Origin of the sequence: Synechococcus sp. ROS8604, assembly GCF_014279655.1 — a bacterium.
Lineage (GTDB): Bacteria > Cyanobacteriota > Cyanobacteriia > PCC-6307 > Cyanobiaceae > Synechococcus_C.
Window position 1 is genome coordinate 1,844,031 of record NZ_CP047946.1, and the last position, 26,148, is coordinate 1,870,178.

General features: G+C 50.0%; 34 protein-coding genes and 1 pseudogene. 16 read left to right on the forward strand and 19 right to left on the reverse strand.

All coding sequences use genetic code 11. The features are described from left to right. The first annotated feature begins 44 nt into the window (after nucleotides 1–44). The 5 genes from SynROS8604_RS09840 (at nucleotide 45) to SynROS8604_RS09860 (ending at nucleotide 3,690) form a co-directional block, all read left to right on the forward strand. The gene (locus tag SynROS8604_RS09840; protein WP_255445299.1) at nucleotides 45–710 is read left to right on the forward strand and encodes a fatty acid desaturase; all 666 of its coding nucleotides are present in this window, start codon (nucleotides 45–47) and stop codon (nucleotides 708–710) included. 35 nt (nucleotides 711–745) lie between these two features. Further along, nucleotides 746–1,066, forward strand: coding sequence for a hypothetical protein (locus SynROS8604_RS09845; protein WP_186543848.1), 321 nt, complete (start codon nucleotides 746–748; stop codon nucleotides 1,064–1,066). Nucleotides 1,067–1,507: 441 nt separating this feature from the next. Further along, the gene (locus SynROS8604_RS09850; RefSeq protein ID WP_186543849.1) at nucleotides 1,508–2,347 is read left to right on the forward strand and encodes a sulfite exporter TauE/SafE family protein; all 840 of its coding nucleotides are present in this window, start codon (nucleotides 1,508–1,510) and stop codon (nucleotides 2,345–2,347) included. A 386-nt stretch (nucleotides 2,348–2,733) separates the two neighbouring features. Further along, nucleotides 2,734–2,895 carry a hypothetical protein gene (locus tag SynROS8604_RS09855; RefSeq protein ID WP_186543850.1) on the forward strand — a complete coding sequence of 54 codons (162 nt, stop codon included), beginning with the start codon at nucleotides 2,734–2,736 and terminating at the stop codon, nucleotides 2,893–2,895. 291 nt (nucleotides 2,896–3,186) lie between these two features. Next, nucleotides 3,187–3,690, forward strand: a complete 504-nt coding sequence (locus SynROS8604_RS09860) for a hypothetical protein (protein ID WP_186543851.1) — start codon at nucleotides 3,187–3,189, stop codon at nucleotides 3,688–3,690. 240 nt (nucleotides 3,691–3,930) lie between these two features. On the opposite strand, the gene SynROS8604_RS09865 is transcribed toward SynROS8604_RS09860, so the two are convergent. Beyond that, nucleotides 3,931–4,590: an SOS response-associated peptidase gene (locus tag SynROS8604_RS09865; RefSeq protein ID WP_186543852.1), complete on the reverse strand. Its 660-nt coding sequence runs from the start codon at nucleotides 4,588–4,590 to the stop codon at nucleotides 3,931–3,933. A 110-nt stretch (nucleotides 4,591–4,700) separates the two neighbouring features. On the opposite strand from SynROS8604_RS09865, the gene SynROS8604_RS09870 reads away from it, so the two are divergent. Next, complete coding sequence (locus SynROS8604_RS09870; protein ID WP_186543853.1) at nucleotides 4,701–4,928, forward strand: hypothetical protein; 228 nt, start codon at nucleotides 4,701–4,703, stop codon at nucleotides 4,926–4,928. Between the two features lie 50 nt (nucleotides 4,929–4,978). Here the strand turns inward: SynROS8604_RS09870 and SynROS8604_RS09875 are convergent, their stop codons facing one another. Further along, nucleotides 4,979–5,857, reverse strand: coding sequence for a GNAT family N-acetyltransferase (locus tag SynROS8604_RS09875; RefSeq protein WP_186543854.1), 879 nt, complete (start codon nucleotides 5,855–5,857; stop codon nucleotides 4,979–4,981). 286 nt (nucleotides 5,858–6,143) lie between these two features. On the opposite strand from SynROS8604_RS09875, the gene SynROS8604_RS09880 reads away from it, so the two are divergent. Continuing rightward, a complete protein-coding gene (locus tag SynROS8604_RS09880; RefSeq protein WP_167897106.1) occupies nucleotides 6,144–6,287 on the forward strand; it encodes a hypothetical protein in 144 nt (47 codons plus the stop codon). 11 nt (nucleotides 6,288–6,298) lie between these two features. Here the strand turns inward: SynROS8604_RS09880 and SynROS8604_RS09885 are convergent, their stop codons facing one another. Then, a complete protein-coding gene (locus tag SynROS8604_RS09885; protein ID WP_186543855.1) occupies nucleotides 6,299–6,778 on the reverse strand; it encodes a DoxX family protein in 480 nt (159 codons plus the stop codon). Nucleotides 6,779–7,079: 301 nt separating this feature from the next. Next, nucleotides 7,080–7,499 carry a nuclear transport factor 2 family protein gene (locus SynROS8604_RS09890; RefSeq protein ID WP_186543856.1) on the reverse strand — a complete coding sequence of 140 codons (420 nt, stop codon included), beginning with the start codon at nucleotides 7,497–7,499 and terminating at the stop codon, nucleotides 7,080–7,082. 83 nt (nucleotides 7,500–7,582) lie between these two features. Between SynROS8604_RS09890 and SynROS8604_RS09895 the strand changes: the two genes are divergently transcribed. Then, nucleotides 7,583–7,801, forward strand: coding sequence for a chlorophyll a/b-binding protein (locus tag SynROS8604_RS09895; RefSeq protein WP_186543857.1), 219 nt, complete (start codon nucleotides 7,583–7,585; stop codon nucleotides 7,799–7,801). 823 nt (nucleotides 7,802–8,624) lie between these two features. On the opposite strand, the gene SynROS8604_RS09900 is transcribed toward SynROS8604_RS09895, so the two are convergent. Then, complete coding sequence (locus SynROS8604_RS09900) at nucleotides 8,625–9,689, reverse strand: putative oxygenase MesX (RefSeq protein ID WP_186543858.1); 1,065 nt, start codon at nucleotides 9,687–9,689, stop codon at nucleotides 8,625–8,627. A gap of 564 nt (nucleotides 9,690–10,253) precedes the next feature. Between SynROS8604_RS09900 and SynROS8604_RS09905 the strand changes: the two genes are divergently transcribed. Both SynROS8604_RS09905 and SynROS8604_RS15945 read left to right on the forward strand, forming a co-directional pair. Next, entirely contained in the window at nucleotides 10,254–11,186 is a 933-nt protein-coding gene (locus tag SynROS8604_RS09905) for a DMT family transporter (protein WP_186543859.1), read from the forward strand. Nucleotides 11,187–11,536: 350 nt separating this feature from the next. Further along, nucleotides 11,537–11,830, forward strand: a complete 294-nt coding sequence (locus SynROS8604_RS15945; protein WP_255445000.1) for a transposase — start codon at nucleotides 11,537–11,539, stop codon at nucleotides 11,828–11,830. A gap of 945 nt (nucleotides 11,831–12,775) precedes the next feature. Here the strand turns inward: SynROS8604_RS15945 and SynROS8604_RS09915 are convergent. The 3 genes from SynROS8604_RS09915 to SynROS8604_RS09925 all read right to left on the reverse strand — a co-directional run bounded on the left by SynROS8604_RS09915 (nucleotide 12,776) and on the right by SynROS8604_RS09925 (nucleotide 14,696). Next, nucleotides 12,776–13,120, reverse strand: coding sequence for a molecular chaperone DnaJ (locus SynROS8604_RS09915; protein ID WP_186543860.1), 345 nt, complete (start codon nucleotides 13,118–13,120; stop codon nucleotides 12,776–12,778). A gap of 63 nt (nucleotides 13,121–13,183) precedes the next feature. Further along, on the reverse strand, nucleotides 13,184–14,434 hold the full coding sequence (locus tag SynROS8604_RS09920; RefSeq protein WP_186543861.1) for a glutathione S-transferase family protein: 1,251 nt from the start codon (nucleotides 14,432–14,434) through the stop codon (nucleotides 13,184–13,186). Between the two features lie 25 nt (nucleotides 14,435–14,459). Beyond that, nucleotides 14,460–14,696, reverse strand: coding sequence for a DUF1830 domain-containing protein (locus SynROS8604_RS09925; protein WP_186543862.1), 237 nt, complete (start codon nucleotides 14,694–14,696; stop codon nucleotides 14,460–14,462). 136 nt (nucleotides 14,697–14,832) lie between these two features. On the opposite strand from SynROS8604_RS09925, the gene SynROS8604_RS09930 reads away from it, so the two are divergent. Further along, entirely contained in the window at nucleotides 14,833–15,306 is a 474-nt protein-coding gene (locus SynROS8604_RS09930) for a hypothetical protein (RefSeq protein WP_186543863.1), read from the forward strand. Here SynROS8604_RS09930 and SynROS8604_RS09935 read toward each other — a convergent pair. From SynROS8604_RS09935 to SynROS8604_RS09945, 3 genes are all read right to left on the reverse strand, one after another. Continuing rightward, nucleotides 15,296–15,868 (reverse strand): pyridoxamine 5'-phosphate oxidase family protein, encoded by a 573-nt coding sequence (locus tag SynROS8604_RS09935; RefSeq protein ID WP_186543864.1) that lies wholly within the window; start codon nucleotides 15,866–15,868, stop codon nucleotides 15,296–15,298. The genes SynROS8604_RS09930 and SynROS8604_RS09935 overlap by 11 nt on opposite strands. Before the next feature lies 1 nt (nucleotide 15,869). Beyond that, nucleotides 15,870–16,565 (reverse strand): AhpC/TSA family protein, encoded by a 696-nt coding sequence (locus tag SynROS8604_RS09940; protein WP_186543865.1) that lies wholly within the window; start codon nucleotides 16,563–16,565, stop codon nucleotides 15,870–15,872. A 380-nt stretch (nucleotides 16,566–16,945) separates the two neighbouring features. After that, nucleotides 16,946–17,107 (reverse strand): hypothetical protein, encoded by a 162-nt coding sequence (locus SynROS8604_RS09945; RefSeq protein ID WP_186543866.1) that lies wholly within the window; start codon nucleotides 17,105–17,107, stop codon nucleotides 16,946–16,948. Nucleotides 17,108–17,298: 191 nt separating this feature from the next. On the opposite strand from SynROS8604_RS09945, the gene SynROS8604_RS09950 reads away from it, so the two are divergent. Next, nucleotides 17,299–17,667: a hypothetical protein gene (locus SynROS8604_RS09950; RefSeq protein WP_186543867.1), complete on the forward strand. Its 369-nt coding sequence runs from the start codon at nucleotides 17,299–17,301 to the stop codon at nucleotides 17,665–17,667. Between the two features lie 579 nt (nucleotides 17,668–18,246). Here the strand turns inward: SynROS8604_RS09950 and SynROS8604_RS16245 are convergent. From SynROS8604_RS16245 to SynROS8604_RS16255, 3 genes are all read right to left on the reverse strand, one after another. Next, nucleotides 18,247–18,321 carry a hypothetical protein gene (locus tag SynROS8604_RS16245; protein WP_370586589.1) on the reverse strand — a complete coding sequence of 25 codons (75 nt, stop codon included), beginning with the start codon at nucleotides 18,319–18,321 and terminating at the stop codon, nucleotides 18,247–18,249. Between the two features lie 108 nt (nucleotides 18,322–18,429). Next, nucleotides 18,430–18,894 (reverse strand): zinc-binding dehydrogenase, encoded by a 465-nt coding sequence (locus tag SynROS8604_RS16250; protein ID WP_370586497.1) that lies wholly within the window; start codon nucleotides 18,892–18,894, stop codon nucleotides 18,430–18,432. Between the two features lie 144 nt (nucleotides 18,895–19,038). After that, the gene (locus SynROS8604_RS16255) at nucleotides 19,039–19,452 is read right to left on the reverse strand and encodes an alcohol dehydrogenase catalytic domain-containing protein (protein ID WP_370586498.1); all 414 of its coding nucleotides are present in this window, start codon (nucleotides 19,450–19,452) and stop codon (nucleotides 19,039–19,041) included. A 26-nt stretch (nucleotides 19,453–19,478) separates the two neighbouring features. On the opposite strand from SynROS8604_RS16255, the gene SynROS8604_RS09960 reads away from it, so the two are divergent. Beyond that, nucleotides 19,479–19,727 carry a DUF1651 domain-containing protein gene (locus SynROS8604_RS09960; RefSeq protein ID WP_186543868.1) on the forward strand — a complete coding sequence of 83 codons (249 nt, stop codon included), beginning with the start codon at nucleotides 19,479–19,481 and terminating at the stop codon, nucleotides 19,725–19,727. A gap of 52 nt (nucleotides 19,728–19,779) precedes the next feature. Here the strand turns inward: SynROS8604_RS09960 and SynROS8604_RS09965 are convergent, their stop codons facing one another. Then, entirely contained in the window at nucleotides 19,780–20,103 is a 324-nt protein-coding gene (locus tag SynROS8604_RS09965) for a cupin domain-containing protein (protein WP_370586499.1), read from the reverse strand. Further along, the gene (locus tag SynROS8604_RS09970) at nucleotides 20,072–21,394 is read right to left on the reverse strand and encodes a Rieske 2Fe-2S domain-containing protein (protein ID WP_186543869.1); all 1,323 of its coding nucleotides are present in this window, start codon (nucleotides 21,392–21,394) and stop codon (nucleotides 20,072–20,074) included. Before SynROS8604_RS09970 ends, SynROS8604_RS09965 begins: the two co-directional genes overlap by 32 nt. 138 nt (nucleotides 21,395–21,532) lie before the next feature. On the opposite strand from SynROS8604_RS09970, the gene SynROS8604_RS09975 reads away from it, so the two are divergent. Continuing rightward, nucleotides 21,533–21,934, forward strand: a complete 402-nt coding sequence (locus tag SynROS8604_RS09975; protein WP_186543870.1) for a DUF1499 domain-containing protein — start codon at nucleotides 21,533–21,535, stop codon at nucleotides 21,932–21,934. Nucleotides 21,935–22,175: 241 nt separating this feature from the next. Here the strand turns inward: SynROS8604_RS09975 and SynROS8604_RS09980 are convergent, their stop codons facing one another. Further along, nucleotides 22,176–23,312 carry an NAD(P)-binding protein gene (locus SynROS8604_RS09980; protein ID WP_186543871.1) on the reverse strand — a complete coding sequence of 379 codons (1,137 nt, stop codon included), beginning with the start codon at nucleotides 23,310–23,312 and terminating at the stop codon, nucleotides 22,176–22,178. Between the two features lie 143 nt (nucleotides 23,313–23,455). Here SynROS8604_RS09980 and SynROS8604_RS16260 point away from each other — a divergent pair. Then, nucleotides 23,456–24,304 (forward strand): annotated as a pseudogene (locus SynROS8604_RS16260) (bestrophin family ion channel). Nucleotides 24,305–24,431: 127 nt separating this feature from the next. On the opposite strand, the gene SynROS8604_RS09990 reads toward SynROS8604_RS16260, so the two are convergent. After that, nucleotides 24,432–25,109 carry an SDR family oxidoreductase gene (locus SynROS8604_RS09990; protein ID WP_186543872.1) on the reverse strand — a complete coding sequence of 226 codons (678 nt, stop codon included), beginning with the start codon at nucleotides 25,107–25,109 and terminating at the stop codon, nucleotides 24,432–24,434. A gap of 105 nt (nucleotides 25,110–25,214) precedes the next feature. On the opposite strand from SynROS8604_RS09990, the gene SynROS8604_RS09995 reads away from it, so the two are divergent. Further along, the gene (locus SynROS8604_RS09995) at nucleotides 25,215–25,481 is read left to right on the forward strand and encodes a hypothetical protein (protein ID WP_186543873.1); all 267 of its coding nucleotides are present in this window, start codon (nucleotides 25,215–25,217) and stop codon (nucleotides 25,479–25,481) included. Between the two features lie 98 nt (nucleotides 25,482–25,579). On the opposite strand, the gene SynROS8604_RS16265 is transcribed toward SynROS8604_RS09995, so the two are convergent. Then, complete coding sequence (locus tag SynROS8604_RS16265; protein ID WP_370586500.1) at nucleotides 25,580–25,927, reverse strand: DUF4278 domain-containing protein; 348 nt, start codon at nucleotides 25,925–25,927, stop codon at nucleotides 25,580–25,582. Nucleotides 25,928–26,148 lie beyond the last annotated feature (221 nt).

Sequence of the window (26,148 nt, forward strand, 5' to 3'; positions counted from 1 at the left end):
TAATTTTCGCCGCAATAATTGCGGCGATTTGGCTCATCACACTTGTGGTTTGCCTGTCATTAAATCTTGAATCTTTGCCGCTTGCAACACTCATTCCACTGGTTTTGTTGAGAACTTTTGTTCAAACAGGTTTGTTCATTATTGGCCACGATGCCATGCATGGAATCCTTGCGCCCAAAAGATTAAAACTCAATCATTGCATTGGAGCTGTAGCACTCATTCTTTATGCGGGTCTCAGTTATCGACGATGCAAAAGTAATCATGCTCTCCATCACTTAAAGGCGGAAACAGAGCGCGATCCTGATTACCAAAGCCACCCAGATCATTCCGTTTTGAGATGGTTTGGGGATTTCATGAGTCGGTATATGAATGCCGGAGCCCTCACGATTTTGGCTTTGTTTTGGATGGCACTTACCATTCTCAACCCTTCAACGGATCAACAAGCCGTTTTATCCGTTGCTGTGTTCTGTGCCCTCCCTTTAATCCTGAGCGCCCTGCAACTCTTTTTCGTTGGAACCTGGTTTCCCCATCACCTCAATAAAAACAACCCCAACCGTCAGACACCAAGGAGTTTGACGATCCACCCATTGCTCTCGTTCGCAGCTTGCTATCACTTTGGATATCATCGCGAACATCACCTATCACCGTCCACCCCCTGGTTTGATCTTCCGCGTTTGCGTCAACGATCCCCATTGAGTCAGACGGCCTGAAACTCCGGCTAACACCATCCCTTTTGATTCACGTCATGACGCAAGTTGACTGGCCTTCCACAGAAACAGAAATCGCTCGTAAAGCTTTCCACAAAGGCAATGAGCGCGCGGTGACTGTTTTAATTGGTGTGATCCAAACCAAGAGTCAATCCCTGAACTCGCTGGAATCAGTTTGCTCACTTCACGATTATCTCAGCACTGAAAGGTACGAGATCGAAGGGAGAATGGAATTCAACTACGACACGATCCTTTTCTGTCTCGCAGAAATGATGAAAAGAAATCTCATTGAAGCAACAGACCTACAGGGTTTAGACCCCAAAAAGGTGTCAAAGATTAAAGCGATGTCCCTCTTTTGAATAAAAACTAGACTTTTTACCAATACGAAAGCTCCTTATATCAATATTTTTAACTTAGAACAGTTGATGCAATTATTCATGGATATTACTTCGTTAAGCTTGAAACAAATACGTCAACGAACTTCTGATTCAGTCTCATTTTCACTTGAAGGACCCTGCTCAAGTTTCCTCTGTGCCTTTGCAGCTTTCTTCAAGATTTTTTGTGCCTCCCCTCTTGTGAGGCACTCCTCTGCCCGAGATTGAAGCTTATGGAGCTTTCGATGCTGCTTAGCGGGGTTCATCCTTTACCTATCCATATACCTTTTTAACATTCTCTGAGCCGCAGTGGCAACTGTGTGGTTCATATCGGGATTAGCCAACAACATCAGTAACCATCTGAGCTCAGAAGCCACATTGCGACGGCCTTTCAAAGCATGCTGCAACAGCAAGTAAACAGATGCCGTGGTGCCTTGGTGGGATATTCCGCTCTTGATCAGCCTCGGACTCTTGGCAGGAGGGTTGGCTGGATTGTTAGGAATCGGCGGTGGTCTCATTTTTGCACCGGTTTTGCTCTGGCTCAACCTGCCTCCTCATCAAGCGCTCGCCACTAGCAGCTTTGCCATTGTCCCCACCGCTCTAGCAGGGACAATCGTCCATCTTCAAAGTGGAAGCCTGCCAACACGATCAGCCCTAGCCATCGGCTTAGCAGGATTCGGATCAGCATTTTTATTTGGAGGGCTTGGTGGCCTTGCCGCTGGATGGGTGCTGTTGGCAATGCAAACAGCGGTCTATGTGTTGTTGGCCTTTTCTATCAAAGAGCCGCCACAAGCTGAGGAAGAGGCTGGAGAAGAAGAGAACCAGGAAAAAGAAGAGGAAAAAGAGCCACTTTGCTTGGAAACGGAAGAAACCTCCGCGCCCCTGCTGGCTGGTGTGGGCTGCATCGCCGGCTGGACAGCGGGCATGCTTGGTCTTGGTGGAGGACTCGTGCTCGTCCCACTGATGAGTGGGCCTTTTTCAGTCCCGATCCATCAAGCCATTCGACTCAGCACCGTCGCAGTGTTGTGCTCAGCGAGTGCAGCATCCCTGCAATTTCTGCATGAGGGCCGAGGCATTCCTTGGATGGGACTCACGCTGGGAAGTGTGGCAGCACTGGCGGCCCAATGGACAGCAAGGCGCCTCGATCTTTTTGATTCGGCTGTGTTGGTTCGTTGTCTACGAGGACTGGCCATTGTCTTGGCCGTCGATAGCAGCCGACGAGCCATTCAACTTGTCCTGAGTCAACCAAACATGTTCATGCACTAAGAGACAGACCAAAGGAGTGAGTGCAACTCCAGAAGTCTCAGGTTTCATTCATATTCAACTGATCCTTCAGAAAACTCTAAGAACAACAAGATTCGGCTTAATATTATTTCTAAAAGAACACATCCGATGCATGAAAAGCGCTCTTAAGGGGTTTCATTATGGCCATACTGAACACAATCAGCTTCGCCAGCTCATTGCATCCACTATTGTGATCGGAGTAATTGCACCAGTCCTGACGGCAGTTTCTCTTAGCCAAAAGCTGTCACCTTCACCGACAGAGACGAAGAATTTTCAACTGTGGTAGTCGAATGGACTAAGGAAACGGGGCAGCATCTTGCAAATTCCTCTAAATGAAGAGAGAATAGAAAGATAGCCGTCAAAGACAAATGAGCAACGAGTCAGAAAAAAACAAAGAGTATTGGATCGATGAAATCGCTTTCCTGGAAGCGAGACTGAATGGAAGCCAAGGGGATATCGATTCCGAAGATCGATCTGCTTGCGAAGAGGCGCTTAAAACAGCAAAAACAAATTTTTCCGCCTACAAGTAATCATACGAAGGACAAAAGCCAAGCATACAATTCAGCAAGAAGCAATTACTAGGAATTCAAGCATCAACTTGGCAGCAAAAACAAAGTCATCAATAAAAGCAATTGCATTTTCATTGATTCACCTAGACATCAATACCAGGACACTTTGTTCCAACAAAAAATCACTCAACCTTCACCAAAAAGCTCTTCTAACGGTGCCTCATACCACGACATTGACTGACAACCTCAAGAACAAAGGTTCAAAGAAGCACCTCACTGCGGCATGGTGAAGGTCTGCCCCCACTCCATGCCATGCTTCGGCGCTCTTTGACTTCCATCCTGATCGCAGTGTGTTTGCTGATCGGGACGCCCGTGCTGGCCGCAGAGCTGCGGTTGACTGACGTGGCCTTAGCTCCCTGCGATGCCAATGATCCAGGCGCACAACCAGGTCAGGCGCTTGGAAATACCCGCAACAACATCACAAGTCCAGAGGGCGCTAGCTGCTACGTCCTGAGCGGAACGGTCGTGAATCCCAGCAAACGCGCTGTCGTGGATACGGATGTTTATGCACGCATTCTTGATCGAAGCGGTGAGCCAGTGCTTCAAAACCGCACAAGGGTTGGGTCTATTGGAGATGTTGAGCCAGGGTCGCAAGCGTTTGCCCTCCGCCTCGCCGTTCCCAAAGGCACTCCAGGCCCCTTTGATGTCAAAAACCCAAGAGCACGCGGATTCAATGCTCCTGTCCGTAGTCGTGCGAACGACGACGATGAATTGCTACCACTCGAACAGACTGTGGTGACGGCTACGGTGGATTGAAAAATGCTCACACCGATCAGGTCTGGAATCACGTTGCTGGGCTTAATGGCATTGATGTTGCTCATCAGCTCGAACCCAAGAACCGTAAATCGAGACGCCCCTCTGCGTTCCCTGAGGGACAATCGAATGATGCCCCGCAACAGCATGCGACGCCTCAGGGAACAACGGATTCGAGACTGAGTTGCAAATCATTGAAGGAAACTAGCCTTGATTGATAAGCATTAATTTGTTGATCCGAGTTCAGTTGATCTCAAAGAGCGAGCCCTGAATGGACGATGGAGAGGGCTCATTCCTGCGCCGTTGAATGGGGTCCACCTTCCAACCTTGAGGATCCCAACCCATCAGGAGTGGTTCTAAAGCCCTTAGGTCATGCCCATCAGCGACGGCTAACCACGCCTCTTCCAGACCATCCGGAATTAACACAGGCATTCGATCATGCAGGGGTTGAATGAGAGCATTCGGCGCAGTGGTGAGAATCGTGCAGGTATCAAGTTCACTCCCATCCGAACCAAGCCAGCGTTCCCACAATCCAGCGATCCAAAAGGAACGTTGATCAAGACGGCTTACAAAATAATTTTTCTCGAAAAATCCAGTGGCTGGGATTAAACATCGCCGATGGCGCCAAGCCGCTCTGAAGCTTGTTTTGTCAGCAACAGTCTCAGAGCGAGCATTAATGGGTCTAGGTCCAGTAGAGGGGTCTTTCGCCCAGGAAGGGATCAACCCCCAAAGCATGAGCGCAGCTTCGGTTTTGCACTCCTCTCGACGCAATCCCAACACCGGTTCAGAAGGGCGTATGAGCTGCCGGGGCGCGTAGCGCGCGAGATGCACATCAGACATCCGCTCCCGTAGAACCTGCGGGAGCTGAAGAGCATCGGCAGTAAGGGCAAAACGACCACACATAACACCCATCATCTAAGTCTGATGGCATGGGTGAGGGAAGACATCAATCAAAGATCTCACGGATGAGAGATCAAACTCGTCAGAATCGAAGTTCGTTTGTAACCGAGGGAATGCTGTTACTTAATCCGTTTTGCCTGATCCGTGCAGGCCAGGTAGCTGGTCTTAAAGCCACCATCGTGATCTTGATGATGATGTTGATGAAGTCCAAGCTTCTGCGCGTGAAGATGTCGCTTCTTGGCTCCTTGATTGGTTTCACTCTGTTGGTTGGCTTCCTGCTCACCACTGGCGTGCTGACGTTTGTTGCAGGTGGAGCCGTCGTCTACGCAGCAAAGAAATAACGATTGGATGAAGCCTGTTTGAAGATGAACAGGCCAAAGTGCCGTACCACTCAACCCAACTCCAAACAGGCAAGAGCAAACACATCATCTAAAGCCAGTTTCGGCAGATCACCTCGATACATCCGCATGGTTTCTGACTCAGTCTTAAAACCCAGACCTGCCATGAGCCCCTTTGCAGCAACGTTGAAACCAGGGGTATCGATCAACAGCACCCCTGGATGGCGTTGCTGAAGCTTTTGAATCAGATACACGGCTAACCCAGGGGAATCGGCGAGCAGGGGACCGATGCGCCAGCCTTCATCGTCTTGCAAAAGGCATGGGCGAATGCGACCAAAACCATGACAGTTTCCGTTCTCATCCAGGAGAGCAAGAACTTGACCCGACGGATGTCCAAGCCAATCAGCAAGGAAATGAGGCCTAGGACTGGGCTCTCGTTGGGCGTCGTACAGCTGAACAGCCTCTGAGGGAATATGGCTGCCCTCCAGCACATGCAAACCGGTTGGAAGTTCCCCCCTCAAGTCAATGGCGTGGCCCTCGTTGAAGCAACGCCAACGGGTGGTTAACGAAGATGATTCAAATCCCCATCCCGCATAGTCCAAGATTCGAGCAGGTGCTGCCTCCAATCCAATGCAGGTGAGATCGGAAAGGTGATCGAGAGCATGCTTCCAAAGCTGTCGGCCATACCCGTGACCTCTCTGATGGGGCACGACGAGATACAAGCCAATAAATCCGTAATCAGGGTTGTACCGGACGCCTGCAATGCATCCAATCGGCTCGTGATCAAGCCAGGCAATCCACAAGCCTTGACGATCCGTGTGCCGATAAATCTCTATACCTCCAAGACCTGGAGCAAATCCCTCACGACGGGACCAGTCGGTCACGATTGGAATCTGATCTGACTCCAATTCGCGAATATCAAGACACCCCATCAAACCAGCCAAAACGAGGCACGCCCTCAATCATGGGGAACAACACGCCCAAGCACTCAGAATTCATTCTTGAATATTCGCTCCAAGTCTTTTCGAAACTGTTGGGAGCTCAGGGGCAGAGCTTTTTGACGCGCTGAGTTTCTAAACAGCAAGGAGCGAATCCACCAGATTTGAAGAACTGCTAAGAAAAACCCCACAATCAGCAGGCTGACCGTGGGGGAATCGAGAGGAACGTATATCAAAGTGACACTGATCGAGCAGGATGGAGTCTGATTGGGACAGAACCTTGCGCGAAATGAGTGTGGCCGAACTGTTACTCCGCAACGTCGGAAAGTTTGCAGCCGTGTCAGGGGTGATCGGCGTTGTGATCTGGTTGAGCTGGGTCATGCTCGATGTTAAACACCTTCAGTCGGGATTTACCCTTCCTTGAGCACCTAAAATTTATGCGACACCGTCGGATATCACGGTATCGATTGGACCGGATTGCTCACGCTCTAGCTCTGGACTAAAGCGACGAACAATCAATTCATCGATGGCTAAGCGTCCGGGGCCCATGGCCAGAATCGCCACAGCGGAAGCAAAGTAAAGACCTAATAATTCCAAAAGATAGATGTTGAAACCAGCAGTAATGATGGCGTGATAGATAGCGACCGAAATCGTGCCCATGATCGCAAGGGCACCAAAACGCGTCAGAAACCCCGTAATCAACAACCAGCTCCCAATAACCTCGGAAAACGCTGCGATGTAAGAAAGGAGAATGGGAAAAGGGAGATGGAGAGGCCGCACAAATGCATCAGCAAAATTTTCGATATTTGCCAACTTCTCATATCCGTGATGGATAAGAAGTGTTCCGGTGAAGACTCTCAGAATCAAAATTCCAAAATCGGAAAGGAACGGTTTTGTCGCGAGAGTTCTCAACACTGGAATTTACGTTTCTCAACATACCTTAATGAAAAACAGGGTCTCTCGCGAAAAGCAGCCCAAAAACGGCCCGATTTAGGAATAAATACTCACTTGCAGGTCAACGAGCGAATGCGCCATGATGAGATTGATATCAGTCTATTGACATGTCAAACGAAGCTTTGATCACCCTCTTCCTTGGTTTTGGCGCCGCCGTCACAAGTCTCACCTTTTGGAAGCTGAGCCAAGCCCAGACTTCCGATAATTCCTCTACTCTCTGAAGCAGTGTTGATCAAGCTCTCTTCCTTACCGTTCTGAGTAGTTAGTCCACAAATCTCTTGTAAAGCCAGCGTACAAACCCTCCAAGTACTGGAACAGGACCAAAGGTGGGGCCAACGAAATCAAAGTAATCTCTATGACTTACAACTTTTCCGTCCGCGTTGAGTTCTAATCGAGAAGCACCGGGATAAATAAACTCAATTCCCTTAATTTTCAATCCCATTTCCCACTCAATAAAAGCAATATTTTCATTGATGGCGATTGCTCCAGGCACAAGATAGATGTCATCGCAACGCTTCATTAACCTATCTTGTGCTGCGATATAGGCATCAATGCCATGACGCTCTTGCGTTGGATCTTGAAAACAAACTTGTTCGTCATACAACTCTCTCCATTGAGACTCCGTTGGGGCTGGTTTTCCATATGGTTTCGTAAACAGTGCTTTTAAACGGTCGGAATCCATGGGTTCGGGCTTAAGGGTGTCCTAAGCCTATGAAACGAAGCTGAATCTCTGCATAAAATCAATTTTGAATTGATAGAGCCCCTTTGTCACGCCAAAATTTCCAGTACGAACCGTTGGAAGCTTTCGGCGAGGGTCTGACCACGAAACGCCCATGGAATCAAGGATCTCTGGGTTTTGTTGAGCGTCTCAACGGGCGTGTGGCGATGTTGGGTTTTATGGCTGCCATCATCGGGGAGCTGATTAGTGGTCATGGACCTGCAGGCCAAGTCGTAGGCATGATTCGCTGGTATCTGTCTTTGTAGGCTGAGTAGCAAGAAGATCATTATTGGAATAAAATATTCTTGAACGACATCCAATAAAATATTCAAATTTAAAGAAATCGCTAAATCAAAAGCTTTCAATCACTTTAGGGAACCTCCAGCAATCCACCGCCACGGGATCAAACAGGCTCAGCAGAGTTTGTCTGTATTCCCATGCCTAACAAAACTCTGCCTCTGGACTGGGTGTAAACAATTCGTAATCGACTATGGAGTCAAGCGGTAGAGGAATACCGCCAAATTCCAGAGGAAATGGGATCGTTGGATCACGCCACCGAGGAGGAGAGAGTAGCTATTGCTAAACGGAACAACAATCAGCAGCAAATCGACCCTTAGGAGTCAACTATCGAGGCGATTCTTGATATTTCAAGACGAGCGGGCAATCTTGCATTGGCGTTGAATTTCATTCTCAATCACTTGAAGATTCCACAACCGAAGCAAAATAATGGAATCGCTTACCGTATTCGAAGCATCAACGAAAATCGAATGCACTGGCAAAAAGCACGACGCCGCCCAAGCCATGGATTTACAACAGTCTCTCATTTTTACCACCTGAATAACGGATAACTCTGTTATACACACCGAAACCGTTATTCTTTTCCTACTTATAGACCTACAACAGCAAATGATAATAAAATATCTAACTTTTCAGAAACTTTGGTCATTTCGATGTGTACGGCATGAAAAACGGATTAGATTTATTGGCATCATTGGATATATCTATAAACACCGCGGTGTTTATACGGGGTGTAGAGTCTGTACAAAGCTTTGCTCTCAAAATCCTCAGCCGATGGGGAATCAAAACGTTTTACTTAGTTGTCTCTCCCAATAATTTCGCAACTTCCAAGCCCTCCTTAACCGCATCGACTGAAATTCTCTCATCTACCTCTAAATCCTGGCATTTATCTAGAAATTGAACTAACCGCTTAAGGTTAGGTTTTAAAAACTTATTCCAAGCTAATTTTGCTTGGAGCGGACCAAGTATCTGATCACGCTCTAAACGGTCATAATGGATGGAAGGTGGTAAAAAGTTATTATTGGTCAAGCTTGATGTAAATCTGCCATTAGCGGCTTTACATGCTGCGTAAATTTCAGGCCTATAGATACGTTGAAAAGTTTCCATAACAGCAACCAGTGCCACCAAGTCCCGGCCAGGGCGATTCAGTAGATCTCCCAGCTTGTAGTAAAAAGCTAGGGGTGCTTGAGTACCAGGTGGTTGAAAGTAGCTTACTTCCAGCCCCATACAACCAAAGTATCTGTCTGTGAGAGAGGATGGACCAAGCTTTTGATATTGTTGTCCTAGTATTCGATGAGTAAACTCCTGCGCATCATAGGTATTGTTTGTTGATACGCTTAGTGCAAATATACAGGGTATATCGAGTATGCCACCTTCGGCCCAAAAGTCACGGAACATCATCCGAAATAAAAGCCCGTGGAGCTGACCAAAGGTATTCATCTTGCTTTTTAATCCCCTCACTTTTAGAAGAGAGGGGAGAAGAATATTGAAATCGTAATCTCGAATATAAGAAGAAAAGTTAAATCCAATTGGGCCGGCACACCTCTCTCCTGTTCGCCTGTGTTCAAAGGCAGAGGATAGAAATTCGGCGATTGGGAACGGAGGAGATGAAGCATCATCGAAGTATGCGAATACCGTCACAATATCCAAGCGCAGGAGATATTCATTGCTGCCAATCATGCCTGAGCGATACAGCGATTCATATCGTCGATCTATCTCTGCAAGAAGACAACCTAGATTCTGTTTACGTGTAAACTCATTCTTTGCAAGATTGACGTAATTAGTGGTACAGCGCGAATAAGATGCGGGAACATAACTAAGATTAAACGGGGTTGTGCAAATTTTAAAGCGCAACATCTTAGAAGGTATCAATTTTTAAAGAACAATGCTTAAGGATTCTGGTGGGGAAGACCTTTTTGTATTCGATAATCTGTTAAACATTAGCTAGCATAGCTAGAATTCATCGAATACTGGCGGCATAGGAAGAAGAGTTGATTATTTCTTGATCGTCCTTGGTTGCAAGATGACGCAGTTATGAGTTTTGCAAATAATGCTAATAGATAATAGACTGCAGAGAATAGAAGTGTTCGTAAGATCAGCAGGGTAGATTTTTAATGTGGACAGCGACACTGTAAACAAAGGCATGAGAGTCACGAAGACTTATTGATGAACAATGTTCTACGAGCTATTTATGTATTTTAAAAATAAAATATTTTACTGCCTCAGCTGCTGTGTATTTGTATTTGTGTGTGTGGGAGGGGGCACACTAAGAGAATTCTGAATTGCTTTAAGGGGGCTGCGGAAGAGATGCCAGAATCGAAGACGTATATTCCCAAATATTTAGCGACTCTCATCTAGAGCTAAAGATTACACTGCTACAATTACGACTGACCAAAAAGGTCTCATGGCTCATGATTTTTCATGTCATCAAAGCGACAACTTAAATTGCAAGGGCAAACTTCTAAAACATATAGACAAAAGCTAACCCTCAGGTGCCGATACGCTTTTTACCTCCTCAACATTCTGAGTTATGTCTGCGTTCTAGCTTTTAATAAGCTAGCACTCGAAGAAGTTGATCTTATTTCCCACAACGTCATAGTAATAAGTAGCTCTGCATTAATCTGCATCGTCTATCTCGTTTTCAATGGCAAATCAGTTTGCCATGAGGTCTTCAGCGCATCCACCAAGGTTAAATGGCTGTTTTTTTTATATGCACCGGTAGCGACAATATTTCCAATCTACTGTTTAGCCTACTCTCAGCAGCGCATACCTCTGGGTGTTTTGAGCTTCCTATCCGTTGGCTATTTTGCTTTTACTCATATTTGGTCTCATTTACTTGGTGTTAACACGCTTTACCGGCATGAGGTGCTCAAAATTGCCTGCGTCTTTGCAGCAGCGGCAATGTTTTTTAGAATAAGCTTCAAACCCGAAATAGATTTTCTTTTAGGCCTTCTGTCTGCGCTAATGTTTGCCATTTTAGTCGGATTGTCTCATGCACTGGCTGGAGTTATCCGTAAGGAAAGCCCGCTGGTAACAGGTTCAACAATTGCGGTACTCAGATTGTTTCCAGCAGGAATCTATACGGTCATCTCTGCCATCATTCTTGGCATTGCAACACAATACTCTGCCTACTCCGCCGCTGCAGGGGTCGCGCTAGGAATTTTTTCATTCAGCCTTTATATCAGCGTAGCTTTAAATGGTGCTAATGAGACATCTACAACACTTGCGGCCTACCCCATTCCCACCTTCATTATCGCGGTCATCTTTTTCAACAATACTTGGTCTACCGGACAGATTGCGGCGGGAGGCCTGATGTTGCTATCAATATTGCTCTTACAACTAACTCAGGAATAGATATAGGTTGACAACCTTAATACGAATGTTTATCTCCTTCATCTCTGATATTTGAATTGTAGAAATTTTTCAAAAAGAAGCGTATCAAGACGTCCTTTGACTTACGGTCACCACAAAACATCAATACAAGTCACACTCTGCTTGAAATCAGTGGCCAAGTTTGGACAAGATCAGTATTTCTGAATGGAACAATTTGGATTCTGAGATGAACATCAGAGAACCCAAAAGATTCATGATACAAAAACCTGTATTGATGACCCTCTCCGAGTCAATTCCATGAGAGAGAATTCGATCACTGCTTGAACAGAGATATAGAGATAAGCGAAAAAGCAATGCAGGCCGGAAAATGATTGATCCACTTATCTTCTTCAAAATGCTGGTTTTGCAACAGCTTTTTTAACCACAGTGATGCTGAGCTTGAATTCCCAGTCAGCGACAGGCGGTCCTTCGAGCAATTCATCGGACTTGGAGTGATGAACGCGATTCCAGATGCAACAACCATCGCATTTTTTCGTGAACAGCTTCGTAAACCCGGCGTTATTGAAGAACTTTTCGATTGTTTTGAACAGCAACTGCGAGCTCAGGGCTTGGAAGCCCGCGATGGTCAGATTATTGATGCCACTCATATACCTGTTCCCTCGTAAAGAAATACTCGGTCTGACAATAAAATCATCAAGGAAGGGAATCTGCCCAAGCAATTGGAGGCCAACCCAAGCCGCCTGCAACAAGGGATCTTGATGCTCGTTGGGTGAAAAAAATGGTGTCCATCATTACGGATATAAGAACAGTCTCTGAAATGATTTAGATCACAGTTTCATACGCAGATACGTCGTTACCCCCGCCAATATTCACGACAGTCAGATGCTGATCCAAATTCTAGATCCGGAGAATAGAAATGACTTTGTCTAGGCTGATTTATGTTATACAGGAGAAAAGTTTGAGGGGTTATTGAAATTGGCTGAGTATTGATTTAATATCCATGAAAAAGTGACGAGGAATCATCCTCTCAGCGAAGAAGCTGCTATATGGAACAGGCTACGCTCAAAAGCAAGAGCTAGAGTCAAACATCTATTTGGAGTAATGACAGTTTGTATGGGTAGAAAGATGACAAGAAGAATTGGATTGGCATGAAATCGGGCATGGTGGGGGCAGGAATTTGACATACAATTCTCTCCGATATCTGCTCTGTACTGGAAAGAAAATGTTTACTGTCTGATAGGATAATTCAACAGATGATGGAGTTCATTTTCCATTCGAACTTCTACTCCCGTACCGATGTAGGTTCAGAGAGCAGATGGGTCGTTACCTTGCTATTTACGAAGAGAATGGCAATATCAACATTCTTTTAATTTTTCCAGCGCAAGCAAGAATAAAACTTTGCTCAATCAATTATATCTGAAGGTGCTACCATCAAGACAAAACAAGAGATTAAGACGCTTAGCATTGCAAAGCATTGACAATTTTTCATCTAAAAATCAATATTTACCCCGATATTTTCCTTGCTTTCTGGATTAATTGCTCACTCAAGTCAAATTGTGATTTTCAGGATCACATCAAAGGGCTAATTATTTTGCAATCCAACCCCTCGGTCACGTCGCCAAAATGTCTGACATCTCAGGCTGAAGCAAAACGTCTCGAGCATTGTTTAGACGCGTCATTACATCTGGATCGCCACCCTTATCAGGGTGATGCTGCACGGCCAACGCTTTATGCACCCGCTTAACGGCCTGTTCCGTTAACCGACCGGAGAGAGCCAATCCCAGGGTCTGCCTTGCACAAATCGCTTCAAAATCTGGATCGCGACCCAGGGGCTGACGCTCACGACCGTGGTTGAAGTGACCTGGTTTGCGCTTGCTATTTCGGTTGCGCTTGCTCTCGCCAGCGTTACCAGTTCCGAAACCTGAGCCCCCTGGGGCCTCTTGAGCGCTTGACATGGTGATGATCTCCCTTGACGTGCCAGCCTGCCGGATCGCGATCACCAAAGGCCAAGCAAGTCCTCACGGATTCAAAAATGGCCTGGGGTCTTGATCGAAACGATGCTCAAAAGGTGGCGGGGCTGGCTGCGCCTCGCCATCCAGAGCGGCAGTTGCTTCAAGGGCCTTCCTGAACAAGCGAGCACTCTGCAAAGGCATATCTCTCGGCACCGAAATGCGATCTCTCAAATAGCGCAGCCCGATTGCAGTATCAGCATTTGGCTGGCAAAGCTTGCCGGCGATCAAATGGGTCAGTGCAGCCCGCAGGGGCTGATCAAAGGCAGCACCGAGGGGGTTCCTTGCTATCAGCGCTGCACGATGGCGCAACACTCTCTCCAGTGCCCTGTCTGAAGCCCGCACATCGTCGTCGCCTATCTGATCATTCCAGCTGGTTTCGAGTGCAGCAAGACCAGCACCTTGATCCACCGCCCGCGCCATCGCTTGCTGTTCTGGACGTCCATTGCTCCAACAACCACCCATTTGTGGAGGTAAGTCGTGGGCATGGGTATGAACATCACTCTGGGTACCGCGATACGTCGCAAGCTGCTCCAGTGCGTTGAACCATCGATCGATTCCTGGATGCTCGTCACGTAAGGCAAAGCCCTTGAAGTAAGCCAAGGAGGCATTCATCCGCTCGACGTAAGGAACGAACACCAGATCTGCCGTTCCTGGATGAGCTCCACCCGGATGATCAGGATCAAGCCATTGGCCACCGCCTTCTGCTAGTGCAGCCTCCATTTGACGGGCCACCGCCTGAAACTGTTCACGCGCTTGATCCTCCTGCCGATTGTTCAGCCTCGGTGTGCAGAGCCAAAGACACCAAGCGCGAAACAAAAGGCGTTCAAGCTCGCGCAACCGGCGCACACGTTTGTCGTGCATCCCTGCGCCAAAGGAGCCAAAGGCATGCTCCAACGCTTCCAGGATGCGATCACTTTCTGTGATGAGTTGTCCATCCAACTCAAGGGCCGGAAGCATGCCTGAAGGCACCTTGGCGGTAAACCAGGGCTCTTTTGCCCCGTAGCAGCGCATGGTGACCTTACGAATCCGATAGGGAACTCGACGAAACTCAAGCCATAGCCATACTTTCTGGCAATAGGGGCACCAAGCGTGATGATCACGAAACAACGTGACCCGCACATCTGACTCCGGCTGTCCAAACAAGCGCAATGTGGATTGGGCATTCGCAGGGCCTTCACATCGCTCCGCAGGGGCGGGAGCCAAAGCTTCCAACTGCTCCCAGTTCAGAGCGACAGCGTCAGCGAGCAGGTCGGCCATAGCCCATGTTCAGATTGATTCATGATCAAGGATCAACCAGCCTGCGGTGGCTGAGCAAGGCATAATCCCGAGCCTCGGCTGTGATGTGCAGCATTGGCTCGCCGCCATTCAGCAACCAGATTTCAAGGCGAGCCTCATCTGGGGCCTCAAAAAAGTAAACCTCAGACGGCATCAAAACTTTTTCACAAAAAAATTGATTCTCGCCAATACATTTGAGGATTACCATTTTTGATGAATCGTTCCGATAACAACACTCACCCATCGAAGAATTCCATCAGCTGATGCAGGAACATCCCCTGGAAATCCAATAAAAATTGTCTAGCTCAACACAAAACCAGATGCATCTTTAGATTCTTTTTATTTCCAATGCGACGATTGTCTTGCCCCAGCTTGCTTTCATGAATTTCGCCATTCTCAGCGCGAAGGAGAGGGCTGTCCGCCTGAAAGGCACTGGCCTCGAAGGCGCTGATCTCCTGGGCTGTTGGCATCTGCAAACGGTTTGGGCCAAGGGAGCACAAACATCAAATCCATTCAGCAGCTGGATGCTGCGAAGCCTGGGTGCTCGCCTGGAGATCGAAACAGGTTTAAAGAACGACGGCAAAGAGTTGCGTCTCTCTAATGCCGTCAACTTGGGACCTATTGAACTCAAATTTCAAGGTCTAGGGTCGTTGATAGGGAAACGCCCGCTGCTGAGCTTTCATTTCAACTCCCTCACCCTGCGAATGGGTGCCCTTGTCTTGCTCAAAAAAACACTACCCACTCCAGACCAAAGACGCACGCCATTTTTCGCTCTGATCGAACGCAACCCTGAAGGGTGGATGGCAGCTCGTGGACGGGGTGGCGGACTCGCGCTCTGGACCCTCAAGGATTGATCCTTTGTTCTTGCCAATCGGTGGCCGATGTCCACACGCGTCGCAGGTGGGGGTGTGGCTTGAGATCGAGCTGCTCAACCTGATGCAACGAAATCCGCAGCAGGCGCAAATGCTCTGGCATCGCTGAGTCATCTGACACCTCCTGAGGCCATGGCCCTTGAACATCGAAAGGATCACCGGGAGGAGGCCAGGCCCAGACCGATCGCCCAGAGGGTGAGAGCTGCCTCCAAGACTGATCCAGTACCACAGGAGCCTCTCCGGGAGCGATCAGTCTTGCCGTACCACGAAGGCGAAACTGCTCGCGGGCCTTACGAAACAGCCAGCACAACTCCACCTCAGGCGTTCTTTGAATTTCGAGGGTCTTGTCGCTGCGGGCATCCGTGAGCAGATCCAGCGTCGCCGACGCACTCCAATCGCGAAAAACAAGCGTTCGTACCCGCGGGCAGCCATCCATAGCAAGAGTGGCAAGCTGCACCCAGCGACCACCCGGTGAGCGGCCTTCCCGCTTGCGCGCCGCAGACAACAGGGATCTCCAAGGAGGAAGCGACTGAGCTGCTTCCATTTCAGTGCTCGCTTTTCAACCAAGGGTCAAGAAAAGCGAGCGGATGGTTCATGGTTTCCGAGAAGCCCAAAATGCCCTGGTCTCGGTGGACATAAAGAACGGAATCATCCTCGTCCAACAGAAAGGTGCCGCCTCGCTGCGTGATGTGGGCGTTATTGGGTACGTAGGTACTCCACTTCGTCAGCACTTCGTTCATATTGCGAAGACGAACCGTGGCCAGCTCGAACGGACGCTGGAATCCGCTTCCCCCAGCCAGGCGAAACAGGGAAGAATCATCAAAGCGGGCGGGTGCGCTGCGATCCCCTGTGTATCCCCTTAGAACTTCAGCAAGCGTGCCCGGAGAGCCAATCCCCGCACACATCAACAACAGAGATGGCCAAGGGCCGCCAGCAGCCTGAAGACCGGGTGAGAGACCAACACTGCGATGCAGCTCCGCATCAGGAACCACCCGAAGCTGAGACCTTGGGAATCCAGTGAAAACGCAGAAACGATCAGCACCTGCTTGATCACCGATTGCGATGGCCAAGGTCTTGATACCTCCCTGCTCCAAACGAGAGAGCGCAGGCACCAGGGCTTGGGCATATTCCATCGAGTCGAAATCACCAAGCTGAGTGAACAGCAGCACCAAACGCTTGGCGCCTGATTCCATACCAGGGATCTGCTGGAGGTAGGCGAGTAAAGCTTCTGGTGCTTTCATGTGGGATTGAGCCTTAACAGAGCAGTTCGCAACTGAGGATCTAGACCCTAATCAAAATCTAGGCTTAACTTCAGATTTTAAAATTTCATGCGCGGGGTAAAGGGAGAGAAAGCCCTTAGCAAAATCCCTTCCATTCATTGTTGCAACATCAACAACAACCCAACAAAATCCGATTCCACACCAATAGAATCCAGCGCAATTCTAAGAGAATTCCAAGGAAATTGATTCCAGTGCAATCGAGTGGAGATCGACCAATCAGCGTCTGATCTCCCTAAGTTCATCCATCGAATAGTTCACAGAACTATCGCTTCATTTCAGCTGACTTTGCTTTTTCCAATCCCTTCACCCCTGCCGCATCAGCACCCATCAAGGGAACGACATTAGGTCTCATCACTGCGACCACCAAAATCCGAGATCATCGACCGGATGGCTTCTTCAATGTCTAATTCTTCTAATCTCCACTGCTTGGAGGATGCGTTGGGGATGTCAATACGTTTGTAAATGTGACCATCAGTCACAAGGTACTGGCTGGGATCAACCATTTTCAGAGGTGACGATCAACGAAAGGTCTCCATTTTAATTTGATCGGACCATGCAGGAAGTCACAAGGGTTTGTCTTGGGGAGCACATCAAAAGACGCTGGCCTCTCCAGCCCCCACGCACGATCACAAGCCTTAGCGAGCAGCCATTGGGGACTGCGATTCGAGTGCCGCGGAGCGATGATGACCTCTTCATGAATGCAGCATTCGGCATGAAAACCCAACATCTGTCCTTTCCGCTGCTGTTGCTTGCACTAGCAATACCCAGCTCTGTTCATGCCAATTGCGAGATCTTTTCAGCCAGCCTCAACAGGATCAATGCGGCAGAGCAAGAGTCCCTCAAAAAAGCTAGAAAGCAGCATGTCAGAAAGAAATGCGGATCTCAAAGCCAATCCTGGATAGGAGGAGCGGCAGGCTCCAGGCGATTTGAATATTTAAATTGCAAACTCAGTGCCCGTAATAGCGAAGAGTTCAAAAAAACATGGGCTGTCGAAGCGGCGACTTGGCAGGCCAAACGAGAGAAACTAACAACTGAACGCCTCTCTTCCGGTTGTACGGAATGATTGATTTCGCCACACCTACCAGACAGCCAAGCGGTGGCCCACCCATCCCTTAGGGAGTCTTTGCGCAAACGGGTCTTGAGTTGTTCGCGGGATGCAGCCACTCTGCTTTCACCATGATTGGTCTGTAAGGGCTCCTTCTGGTGAATTTTGGCCCCATCCTCAGCGTTCTTGAGATCTTTTTTGAGGTTGAATCGTGCCGTTTAGGCACACCAAGCCCCTTGTCAGACTGACATGAGCAACTGGAGACGCGCTTGAAACAGGTTCGACAGCGCTGCCAAGACGTGGATCTTGCAGAGGTTCTAGTGGCTCCAACACGCTCGGCCTGCGGCCTCGGTAAGGACAAGCCACGCAGCCTGGTCTTCTGAAAGCCGAACTGCTGCTATGGCCTCAGGCCGACTTCGTCTAAATCACTCGGAATGGGTTCTCACCTTTGGATCAGATATGAACCTTGTCCGTTTCTATCGGATGCTGCCGTCTTTCCTCGGATGTATCCCGTAGGGCCCTGCGTTTGCCGAGCCGCATGGCACCCACCCTAAATTCCGTTGTCTTGCGGGCCATCTCAGGCCGTTTGGCAATGCTTTAGTCGCCTGGATCGCCGTAAACGATCTCCTTATCACCATGCAGCAGCTCAGCTGCCGGGGTGATGTCATGCACGTTGGCCGCACTGACGACGACCGAATGGATCAGCCCTGAATCGATTAGGACACCTGATCAAGCACGAAGCGGTAGCGCACATCGCCACGACGCAAGCGCTCAATCGCTTCATTGACTTGATCCAAGGGCAGATGCTCCACCTGGGGTTTGATGTCGTGCCTCACGCAGAACTCCATCATTTTTCCGAAGACTCCCTGGTGAACACGTGGGACTACCCGTGATCGACCGGCGGAAGGAGATCAAATCGAAAGCACCCACTTGGATGGGCTGCAAGACGGCTCCAAGCTGATGCAAGCGGCCCCGTGGGGCGAGAGATCCCATCACGGCAGACCAGTCGAGCGCTTGATTCACGGTGTTAAAGACGAGATCGAAGCGTCCAAGCAATGCGGGGAGCTCTTCCAAAAGCATCACATTGTGGGCCCCAAACCCCCTGGCCTCATCCGCCTTCGTGCCGTCGGTGGTGAGCGCGGTGACCTCACAGCCCCAGGCTCTAGCGAACTGCAGCACCAGATGGCCGAGACCACCGATCCCCACAACCGCCACATGGGCCATCGGCGAGACCTGCTCATCCACAAGCGATGCGAAAATTGTGATCTAGCGCAAAACAACGGACCTGCCACCGCAGGATCCAACCCTTCGGGGAGAACGACGGTCCAATCCTGGTGGGCTTTGACGTAGCTGGCAAAGCCGCCCTGGCGACCAACAAAGATTGCTAGTTCACTCCAAACATTGATTACAGCGAAAACAACTGCCACTGATCCAGCCCAAACCAGGGATCTGCCCGATCACGGCTGAGTCCACGCCCGGTCCAACAGACACGACCCTGCCCACAACTTCATGGCCGGGAACGAGCGGGTAATGGCTAATGCCCCAGCTGTTGTCGATGACCGACAGGTCGCTGTGGCAAAGACCGCAGTGAGGGACTTCTAAAACCAGTTCTTCCGGACCGGGCTCAAGCAGAACTCGCTTGACCTTTTGGAGAGATGCCGTTGCACTCCCCGCGTCCCAGACCGAAATGCCCATCAAGGCGTTGACGCCCACACACAACTCAACTAGAACACCTGTACCAGCGACAGAATCTTGGCTCCGAGTTCGCCCTACGCCCCCTTCCAGGCTGAAGCGTGGATGCATGACTCTGTCATCAGCCCTCGAAAGACATGCCACGCCAGGCCTGGATCCAGGACCCAAACTCCACTGACACGAAACGCTTCCACCCCGACGAAAAAAGTTGGGGCCATGATCCACACGTCTTCGTGGATTCAGGGCGACCTCTTTCAGGTGAACCTCCCCTTTTGAAGACACGTGTCCATTTGAGCCAGCAAACGGCTGATCAACTTTGGCGAGAACTCGTCCGGGTTGGCTGGAGACCCTGCGCCCCTCAGTGGAGTGCAGATTCAGACATCTGAGTGTCTTCCCACAACAAACAAAGCTGGCTTCGGAATCTCTCTTTCGAAGCGCCTAGCCAAATTGATAATGCTTGCGGACAGGTTGGTGAACCTCCCAAGTGCAGCTCAGCCCCCTTGGAAACACCACGAGGTCTCCCGCCCCAAAGCGGACGGGCTCGCCACCATCCGGCGTCACCGTCACATCCCCCTCTAACAACAAACAGGTTTCACGTTGGTCATAGGTCCAGGGGAATGTGCTGATGTCGCAGCCCCAAATCGGCCAATCACGTAACCCAAGCGCCACGATCGTGCTCTCAGGACAAGGCGATGTGAAGCTGATCTTCATACAAATCCAGCAGACCCGTTCAGATTCGCTGATTTCGGGGCGGCTGACCATCCCCGATTCGCAATCCACGCTGCCAACGCGACGTTTGTCGGAGCAGAAGACCGCTGAGGGCCGCGAGACCTACACCCATCCAAAGCAGCCAACTCAACTGACCCGCTCCAATCAACACCGCAGACAACCACAGCGAACCCCATAGCCAAGGCCGTAGCGAGCGAATACGCCGCAAAGCAACCGAACAACTTGCACAGTGCTTGGTATGACTGTGATATCGGTCCATCAAGGCCTCCACATCCTGTCGCGGTGGAAGTGGTCGGCCTGCGAAGGGGCCGCCTCCTTGGCCGTTAACCCAGCGATGCAGCGCCTTGACATACACATCGGCAGACGTCTTGAGGACAAAGGCTTGTTCAGCAGCAGCACTACCACCTGCTGTTTCAAGGACCCTTTCTTGCCAATGCAGAAACACCTGATCGTCTTCCAACACCTTGTGGTTGCCAATGTGCTGCAACCAGCGGGGCCGCAAGCCCACCAAGACTCGGGGAAGAGCAGCCTTGAACTGAAAGGGGAACCGAGCAAACAATCGACATTTTCCCCGGCTGATCGGTACGGCGTAAACCACCGTCAAAATGCGCGCGAAACCCTTCGCCGTGAGGTCATGCCACATCAGCTGGGGAGCACGAAAGTGCGTGTTCTGTGAACCGAGCTTTCCCTTGCGAGGGCCTTCCTGCCAAAACGCTTCAAACCCTTGGGAGTCCTCGCGGGTGATCACCGCCTCAACGGAAGATGCATTCTCCCTTTTCCCCACGGTGCGGTGATGGGTAAAAGGGACATGACTCACATCCAGGACGTTCTCAAGGAGGGTGAGCGCATCCATCGGCAGATCTCGGAAGGTGTCCTGCACAATCCAGCCATCCGCCCAGCCATCTCCCTGCTCCTGGAGTACAGGCACCAAGGGAAGCGCTGCAGGGTCAGCGGCTGAAGGGGTCCCACTCCACACAAACAACAATCCCTGACCTATAGCAGTGGGCAAGCTCCCACAGGCCGTTCGCTGGGATTCCGAGCGAGCTCCTGCCCCCAATTGAGGGATGGCCCGACAGCTGCCCTGCCCGTCAAAACTCCAACCGTGATAAGGGCATTCCAATTGACCGGCGCTATTGATCCTCCCTTCACTGAGAGGAACTAAACGATGAGGGCACACATCTTTAAAGGCCCTCCAGCTTTCACCCGGAGCATCCCACCACAACACCAAATCTTGCTCGAGAAGGGTGAATCGCTGGGGACGGGTTGGGTCAAGATCGTGCAGATAGGCCACTGGCCACCACTGTTCACTCCAGCTGGGGTGCATGGACGCTTCACGACTGACGCCATGATCGTCGGATCAGGATCCCTACCGTGAGGATTCACCTGGTACCGAGCAGATTGACTGTTCAGTGCGGGAGCATCGGCTCCTACACACCATGATCAACGCTGAGGAAGCTTTCCTATGGTCTTGACCATTTTTTCCGTTCTTCTGGCTCTCTTTCATTTCGTTGGGCCCATGCCCACCAATCTCGGCATCCATCAAGGTCAACTCAGTCCCTGCGAATCTCCCTCCCACTGCGCTCGAAGCGATTGGGAGCGTAACGATCCGATCGCAAGCCTGAACGAACTCGCCGACGTCATCCAACAAACCCCACGATCAGAAATCGTTGAACAGCGAACGGACTACCTGCATGCAACGGCCAGCAGTGAGATCTTCGGCTTCGTTGACGATCTGGAGCTCTATGCCGATACGGAGCGATCTCTTCTCCAGGCACGCTCCGTATCAAGACTGGGAGAATCAGATCTTGGGGTCAACGAACAACGTCTTCGAAGCTTGGAGACTGCGTTGATGAAGCAACAGTGATTGAGATCGTGTGGCGTTCAATGTCAAACGACCGAGCAGGTCAGTGCAACTTAAACACCTACAAGGCTCGTCATCATGCACGCTGGCATGGAGCTGAACAGGGCGATAATTCGAGCGCATGCGTGATGCTCTTTGGACTGTTTTGACGCATGAACGAACCGATCACCAGCTCTAGTGATCGGTTCTGAAACTGTTGTTATTAATTCTTCGGCGGCTCACCCTCAGTCCCATCCGTCTTCACTCAGATCCATTGAGCAGCCAGATCAACCGCACTTTGAAGAGCCCCTTCAGCCATCCCAAAACCTGGGCCTGCGATCCAATCGCCACAAAAACCAACAGCGCTGGGTTGACACCATTGAAGGGACGGTGGCAGGGGAGCATCCAAGGGCTGAGACGCTCCCCAGCGCATGACCCCCAAAGAACGGGCCACAGGGAGAGCCTGAGCCAACTCGGGCCAGGGCAGCAATAGCTCAGCGAGAGCCTTCCGTTGGCGTGATTCCTGCTCCAGCAACAAACGTGGCTGACTGGCTGGCGTGATGGGAGATCCGTCGTCTAAACCGTGCACGACTAAGCCCAGCCGTCGGCCCTGCTGACGATGGAGAACAATCCGTTCAATCCCAAATTTTTCTTGGGCATTAGATGTCAACCAAATTTGCCTAGGAAGTTCTTCAGGGAAGCAAGGGAAGTCGAGCATTAAATTCCAGCGCACCGATGCATGCATCTCACGAATTCGCTCCAGTGCAGCATCCAAGGCGAGATCCAGATTCAACGGAACAGCTGAGCGCAACGGGACATCGTGCCAACCCAACATCGCCAGGGAACGGGGATGGGCCAAAAGATTGCCCGTGACCACTAAAGAGCGCGCCCGCAGATGACCTGAAAAACACCACCAACCGTTCTCTCTGCGCAGGCTGCTGATTCGTTCTCCGAACACCCCTCGCGTGTTCGCACCTGCGAGCTTCAGCAAAGCCTCTGGCACGGAGGCCATCGTTGGAACACCTCGAAAGCGTGGGCCCTGGAGAAGGGGATGATCCGGTGGATCAACAAGACAACCCGTCTCGTTCAACCCAACAACAAGCCCACAATCGGGCTGGACAATCCCCTGCTCCAGAAGGGGATTCCATAGGTCAGCAAGAGGCCCCTGCGGCGCTTGGCTAAAGCTGAAACAAGGGGCTCCATGGTCAAGCCGCCATTGCAAATCATCACGTCGGCGTCGCGTCGCCACCCGACCACCTGGACCCCGACCAGCCTCAAACAGCAGAATTGTGCCCTCAAAACCGCGTTGGCGAACCGAGGCAGCAAACCCAGTGCCGGCAAGACCGGCTCCAATCACAGCAAGATCAACGTCTGATTGCTGAGAATCACCAAAAAAGATCATTCGTTTGAAGCGCCAAGGGCCGCGGGATTATGACGAAGCGATTCATAGGGAACGCTATGTCAATCAAGTTTGGGCGCTACGGAGATCCACCGCGTACAGCGCGACGGGACTATTTCGTTATTTTGCTGTTATTGCTGTGGCGTATGCGCTACGACCTGTTGTTATTAGCGATTATTGGAGCTCTGATACTAAGTGACACAGTGCCTACAAATTGGCAACAAAGTGGCAGCGTCGTTTCAATTATGGGAATCACGGTTTCCATCATTATTGGTTTTCGAAATACGCAGGCGATTGGCCGCTGGTGGGAAGCTCGGCAACTATGGGGCGCCATTATTAACCACAGCCGCAATTTGTCAGACATCCTGACAAGCCTCCTACCAGAGGAACAATTAGTCAGTGCACACGGACGCAACTTAGTGCGTTATCAAGTGGCCATGGTTTGGCAACTGAATTTTCAGTTGAGAAACTTTTATCATCAGGATTTGAGGCGTTTTCAAGACTAACTCCTGGAAAATCTGGAGATGAAGCCAACCACAACATAGAGACAATTAGGGCAGGCCAGAGCAGCTGCCGTTCGCAACCTTTACGAATGCAAGAAAATTAATACTCGCGGCAGGGAACAATTAATGAATATCGCCAATGCCACAGTCGATGCAATCGGCGGGCTGGAAAGGATTAGAAACACCCCATTGCCCGCTAGTCACGACGTCTTTGTTCGCATGCTTAGCTGGGTCTTCGGTTTTCAACTACTGCTAAATTTGAAGACAAATGGGGCATCTTTAGTCGACAACATCGCAGGAGTTGTGCTGTTCCTAGGCTTCTTAATGACCGAACGGATTGGCGCCTACGTTGAAGGTCCATTTGATGGAGATGGAAGCACATTTGCACTCCCCCTCAATGCAATCTGCCTCACGATCAGCCAGGACTTACTGGGGAATGAAACAGATTCATGTCTCCACCATTTCTCCAAAGACCCTGTTCGCTGGACATAAAATAGTTACCGCTGAAATCAAAAGCCATTAAAAAAGATGGGTGGCGGCCCATCTTTTCAACTTGATTGCAACGACCAGAGATCAAACCCTGATGATGGATTTATCGCACATCAGCAAGACCTGGTCTCTAGGAATCAATACTCAATAATGCATCGGGCAAACTAATCACTGGTCGAGACACACTGCTTGTTACCTCAAGGACCCTTCCGATCGAAGCAGGAGTATTCAAGGCCTCTAAGCAACAACGAGCAACCAGACGCCTTGGGATGGAATCATTCTCCTGCTGATCGGGACCTGACCAATACACCCCCTCTTCCTCCAGGGTTTCCTCTCTTTCACTGAGACCTCCTGGCCTGATCACAGTCCAATCCAAGCCGCTGTTCTCCAAAGCCTGCTCCCCAATTCGTTTCCAAACAAGAATCAAACCAAACAGGTTGAGGGGGTGACGCCAACGCCCCGCACAAAGAGAACTCACGAGAATCACTCTGGGCACCCCAACTCTCAGACAGCTTTCCACCTGAGCACGCACACCCCATGCATCAACCCGCATCGGCCCTAACAAATCAATCGAAGGCCTCGCACCCGTTGCAATCACAAGGGCATCTACGCCCTTTAAGGCTGAGTCCAAAGCGATTGGATCCTGCAAGCTGAGCCGCACTTGATCAGCGTTCATGAGGGTATCGGGAATCACCGACGAAGATCGCACCAACAAACGCGGACGATCTCCATGCACCATCAACTCTTCAGCGATACGAAAGCCTGTTTTTCCAGAAGCTCCAGTAATCGCAATCGTTCGGTCACTCATCCAACTCTCCGGGCAGAACTCAGGAATGCATGAATCAACCGTAAACGAGAACTAAGATGGATGGTCATAAAAACAGCATCATTCGGGAGACAAACTGATCAACCAATGAAATCCCTAACAGCCATTGCCTTGCTGACAATCTCCAGCTTGCATCCACCACAGAGCCAAGCGATGACAGAGTGTGAACTTCTCACTCGTGTCATGAATAATTTGGGGGCAAAAATAAGCATCAATCGCTACATTATCTCGAGCAAAGACGACAAAGGTCTAATCGAACAAGCGAGCAAAGATCTCTCCGAACAAACTAAAAACTACAGAAATGCAAAGGAGCAATATAAAAAAGCCAATTGCAAAAGCATCTGGGACAAATAATTATCCATTGAGATCGATGCATGCAAAAACCCCAACAACCATTGGCTGCTGGGGCGGAAGGGGGTTGAATTTACAATCTAAAATTGATAAAAACTAATTTATCTAGAGTAAGAAACTCCCCGATAGGTCAAAGTGGGATGCTCTTGCATCTCAGCCTTAACAAGCTCACGGCACGTGTTGTAGTGCTCATGGCGATAAGTCAGTTCAATGCATGCTTTGACGTCAGACGTCTTAGGCGCTGCGTAGGCCTGACCTCTGTAAAGAAGAGTAGTCATGATGTTCTCCGAGAAAACCCAGGTCCCCGTTCCTTGGCCTGGGTCGGTCTGCGCCTCGGAAACCCGAGGTGAACGATGCAATAGGTAGCGGTTGCTACTCCATAAACCTAGCCAGCCGTCAGCCCAGGCGTCGTTCGTACCGATACAAAGACAAAAACCGCTTGAACCCATGGAGGCAAGGCAGCGAATCGCAAAGGTCAGTCGAAAAGGTCTGTCGATCGAAATACACCACCTCGACCTGCTTCAAAACGCCTCGTCATCGCTCTTGCCCATGCCCCTCAGGATGGGCTAATCATCCATTCTGACTCGATAGAGCCCTTCAGATCAGCAACTGCCGGTCTCCTAATCGAGTGCTCAGGGAAAGACTTCTATCATGAAGAGATGACAGCCAG

Coding starts and splice junctions, on each gene's coding strand:
- SynROS8604_RS09845 (WP_186543848.1), top strand. CDS start 746: ATGACGCAAGTTGACTGGCCTTCCACAGAAACAGAAATCGCTCGTAAA.
- SynROS8604_RS09855 (WP_186543850.1), top strand. CDS start 2,734: ATGAGCAACGAGTCAGAAAAAAACAAAGAGTATTGGATCGATGAAATC.
- SynROS8604_RS09860 (WP_186543851.1), top strand. CDS start 3,187: ATGCTTCGGCGCTCTTTGACTTCCATCCTGATCGCAGTGTGTTTGCTG.
- SynROS8604_RS09865 (WP_186543852.1), bottom strand. CDS start 4,590: ATGTGTGGTCGTTTTGCCCTTACTGCCGATGCTCTTCAGCTCCCGCAG.
- SynROS8604_RS09870 (WP_186543853.1), top strand. CDS start 4,701: ATGCTGTTACTTAATCCGTTTTGCCTGATCCGTGCAGGCCAGGTAGCT.
- SynROS8604_RS09875 (WP_186543854.1), bottom strand. CDS start 5,857: ATGGGGTGTCTTGATATTCGCGAATTGGAGTCAGATCAGATTCCAATC.
- SynROS8604_RS09890 (WP_186543856.1), bottom strand. CDS start 7,499: ATGGATTCCGACCGTTTAAAAGCACTGTTTACGAAACCATATGGAAAA.
- SynROS8604_RS09900 (WP_186543858.1), bottom strand. CDS start 9,689: ATGTTGCGCTTTAAAATTTGCACAACCCCGTTTAATCTTAGTTATGTT.
- SynROS8604_RS09905 (WP_186543859.1), top strand. CDS start 10,254: ATGTCATCAAAGCGACAACTTAAATTGCAAGGGCAAACTTCTAAAACA.
- SynROS8604_RS09915 (WP_186543860.1), bottom strand. CDS start 13,120: ATGTCAAGCGCTCAAGAGGCCCCAGGGGGCTCAGGTTTCGGAACTGGT.
- SynROS8604_RS09920 (WP_186543861.1), bottom strand. CDS start 14,434: ATGGCCGACCTGCTCGCTGACGCTGTCGCTCTGAACTGGGAGCAGTTG.
- SynROS8604_RS09925 (WP_186543862.1), bottom strand. CDS start 14,696: ATGGGTGAGTGTTGTTATCGGAACGATTCATCAAAAATGGTAATCCTC.
- SynROS8604_RS09930 (WP_186543863.1), top strand. CDS start 14,833: ATGAATTTCGCCATTCTCAGCGCGAAGGAGAGGGCTGTCCGCCTGAAA.
- SynROS8604_RS09935 (WP_186543864.1), bottom strand. CDS start 15,868: ATGGAAGCAGCTCAGTCGCTTCCTCCTTGGAGATCCCTGTTGTCTGCG.
- SynROS8604_RS09940 (WP_186543865.1), bottom strand. CDS start 16,565: ATGAAAGCACCAGAAGCTTTACTCGCCTACCTCCAGCAGATCCCTGGT.
- SynROS8604_RS09945 (WP_186543866.1), bottom strand. CDS start 17,107: ATGGTTGATCCCAGCCAGTACCTTGTGACTGATGGTCACATTTACAAA.
- SynROS8604_RS09950 (WP_186543867.1), top strand. CDS start 17,299: ATGAATGCAGCATTCGGCATGAAAACCCAACATCTGTCCTTTCCGCTG.
- SynROS8604_RS16255 (WP_370586498.1), bottom strand. CDS start 19,452: ATGCATCCACGCTTCAGCCTGGAAGGGGGCGTAGGGCGAACTCGGAGC.
- SynROS8604_RS09960 (WP_186543868.1), top strand. CDS start 19,479: ATGCCACGCCAGGCCTGGATCCAGGACCCAAACTCCACTGACACGAAA.
- SynROS8604_RS09965 (WP_370586499.1), bottom strand. CDS start 20,103: ATGGTCAGCCGCCCCGAAATCAGCGAATCTGAACGGGTCTGCTGGATT.
- SynROS8604_RS09970 (WP_186543869.1), bottom strand. CDS start 21,394: ATGCACCCCAGCTGGAGTGAACAGTGGTGGCCAGTGGCCTATCTGCAC.
- SynROS8604_RS09975 (WP_186543870.1), top strand. CDS start 21,533: ATGGTCTTGACCATTTTTTCCGTTCTTCTGGCTCTCTTTCATTTCGTT.
- SynROS8604_RS09980 (WP_186543871.1), bottom strand. CDS start 23,312: ATGATCTTTTTTGGTGATTCTCAGCAATCAGACGTTGATCTTGCTGTG.
- SynROS8604_RS09990 (WP_186543872.1), bottom strand. CDS start 25,109: ATGAGTGACCGAACGATTGCGATTACTGGAGCTTCTGGAAAAACAGGC.
- SynROS8604_RS09995 (WP_186543873.1), top strand. CDS start 25,215: ATGAAATCCCTAACAGCCATTGCCTTGCTGACAATCTCCAGCTTGCAT.
- SynROS8604_RS16265 (WP_370586500.1), bottom strand. CDS start 25,927: ATGGGTTCAAGCGGTTTTTGTCTTTGTATCGGTACGAACGACGCCTGG.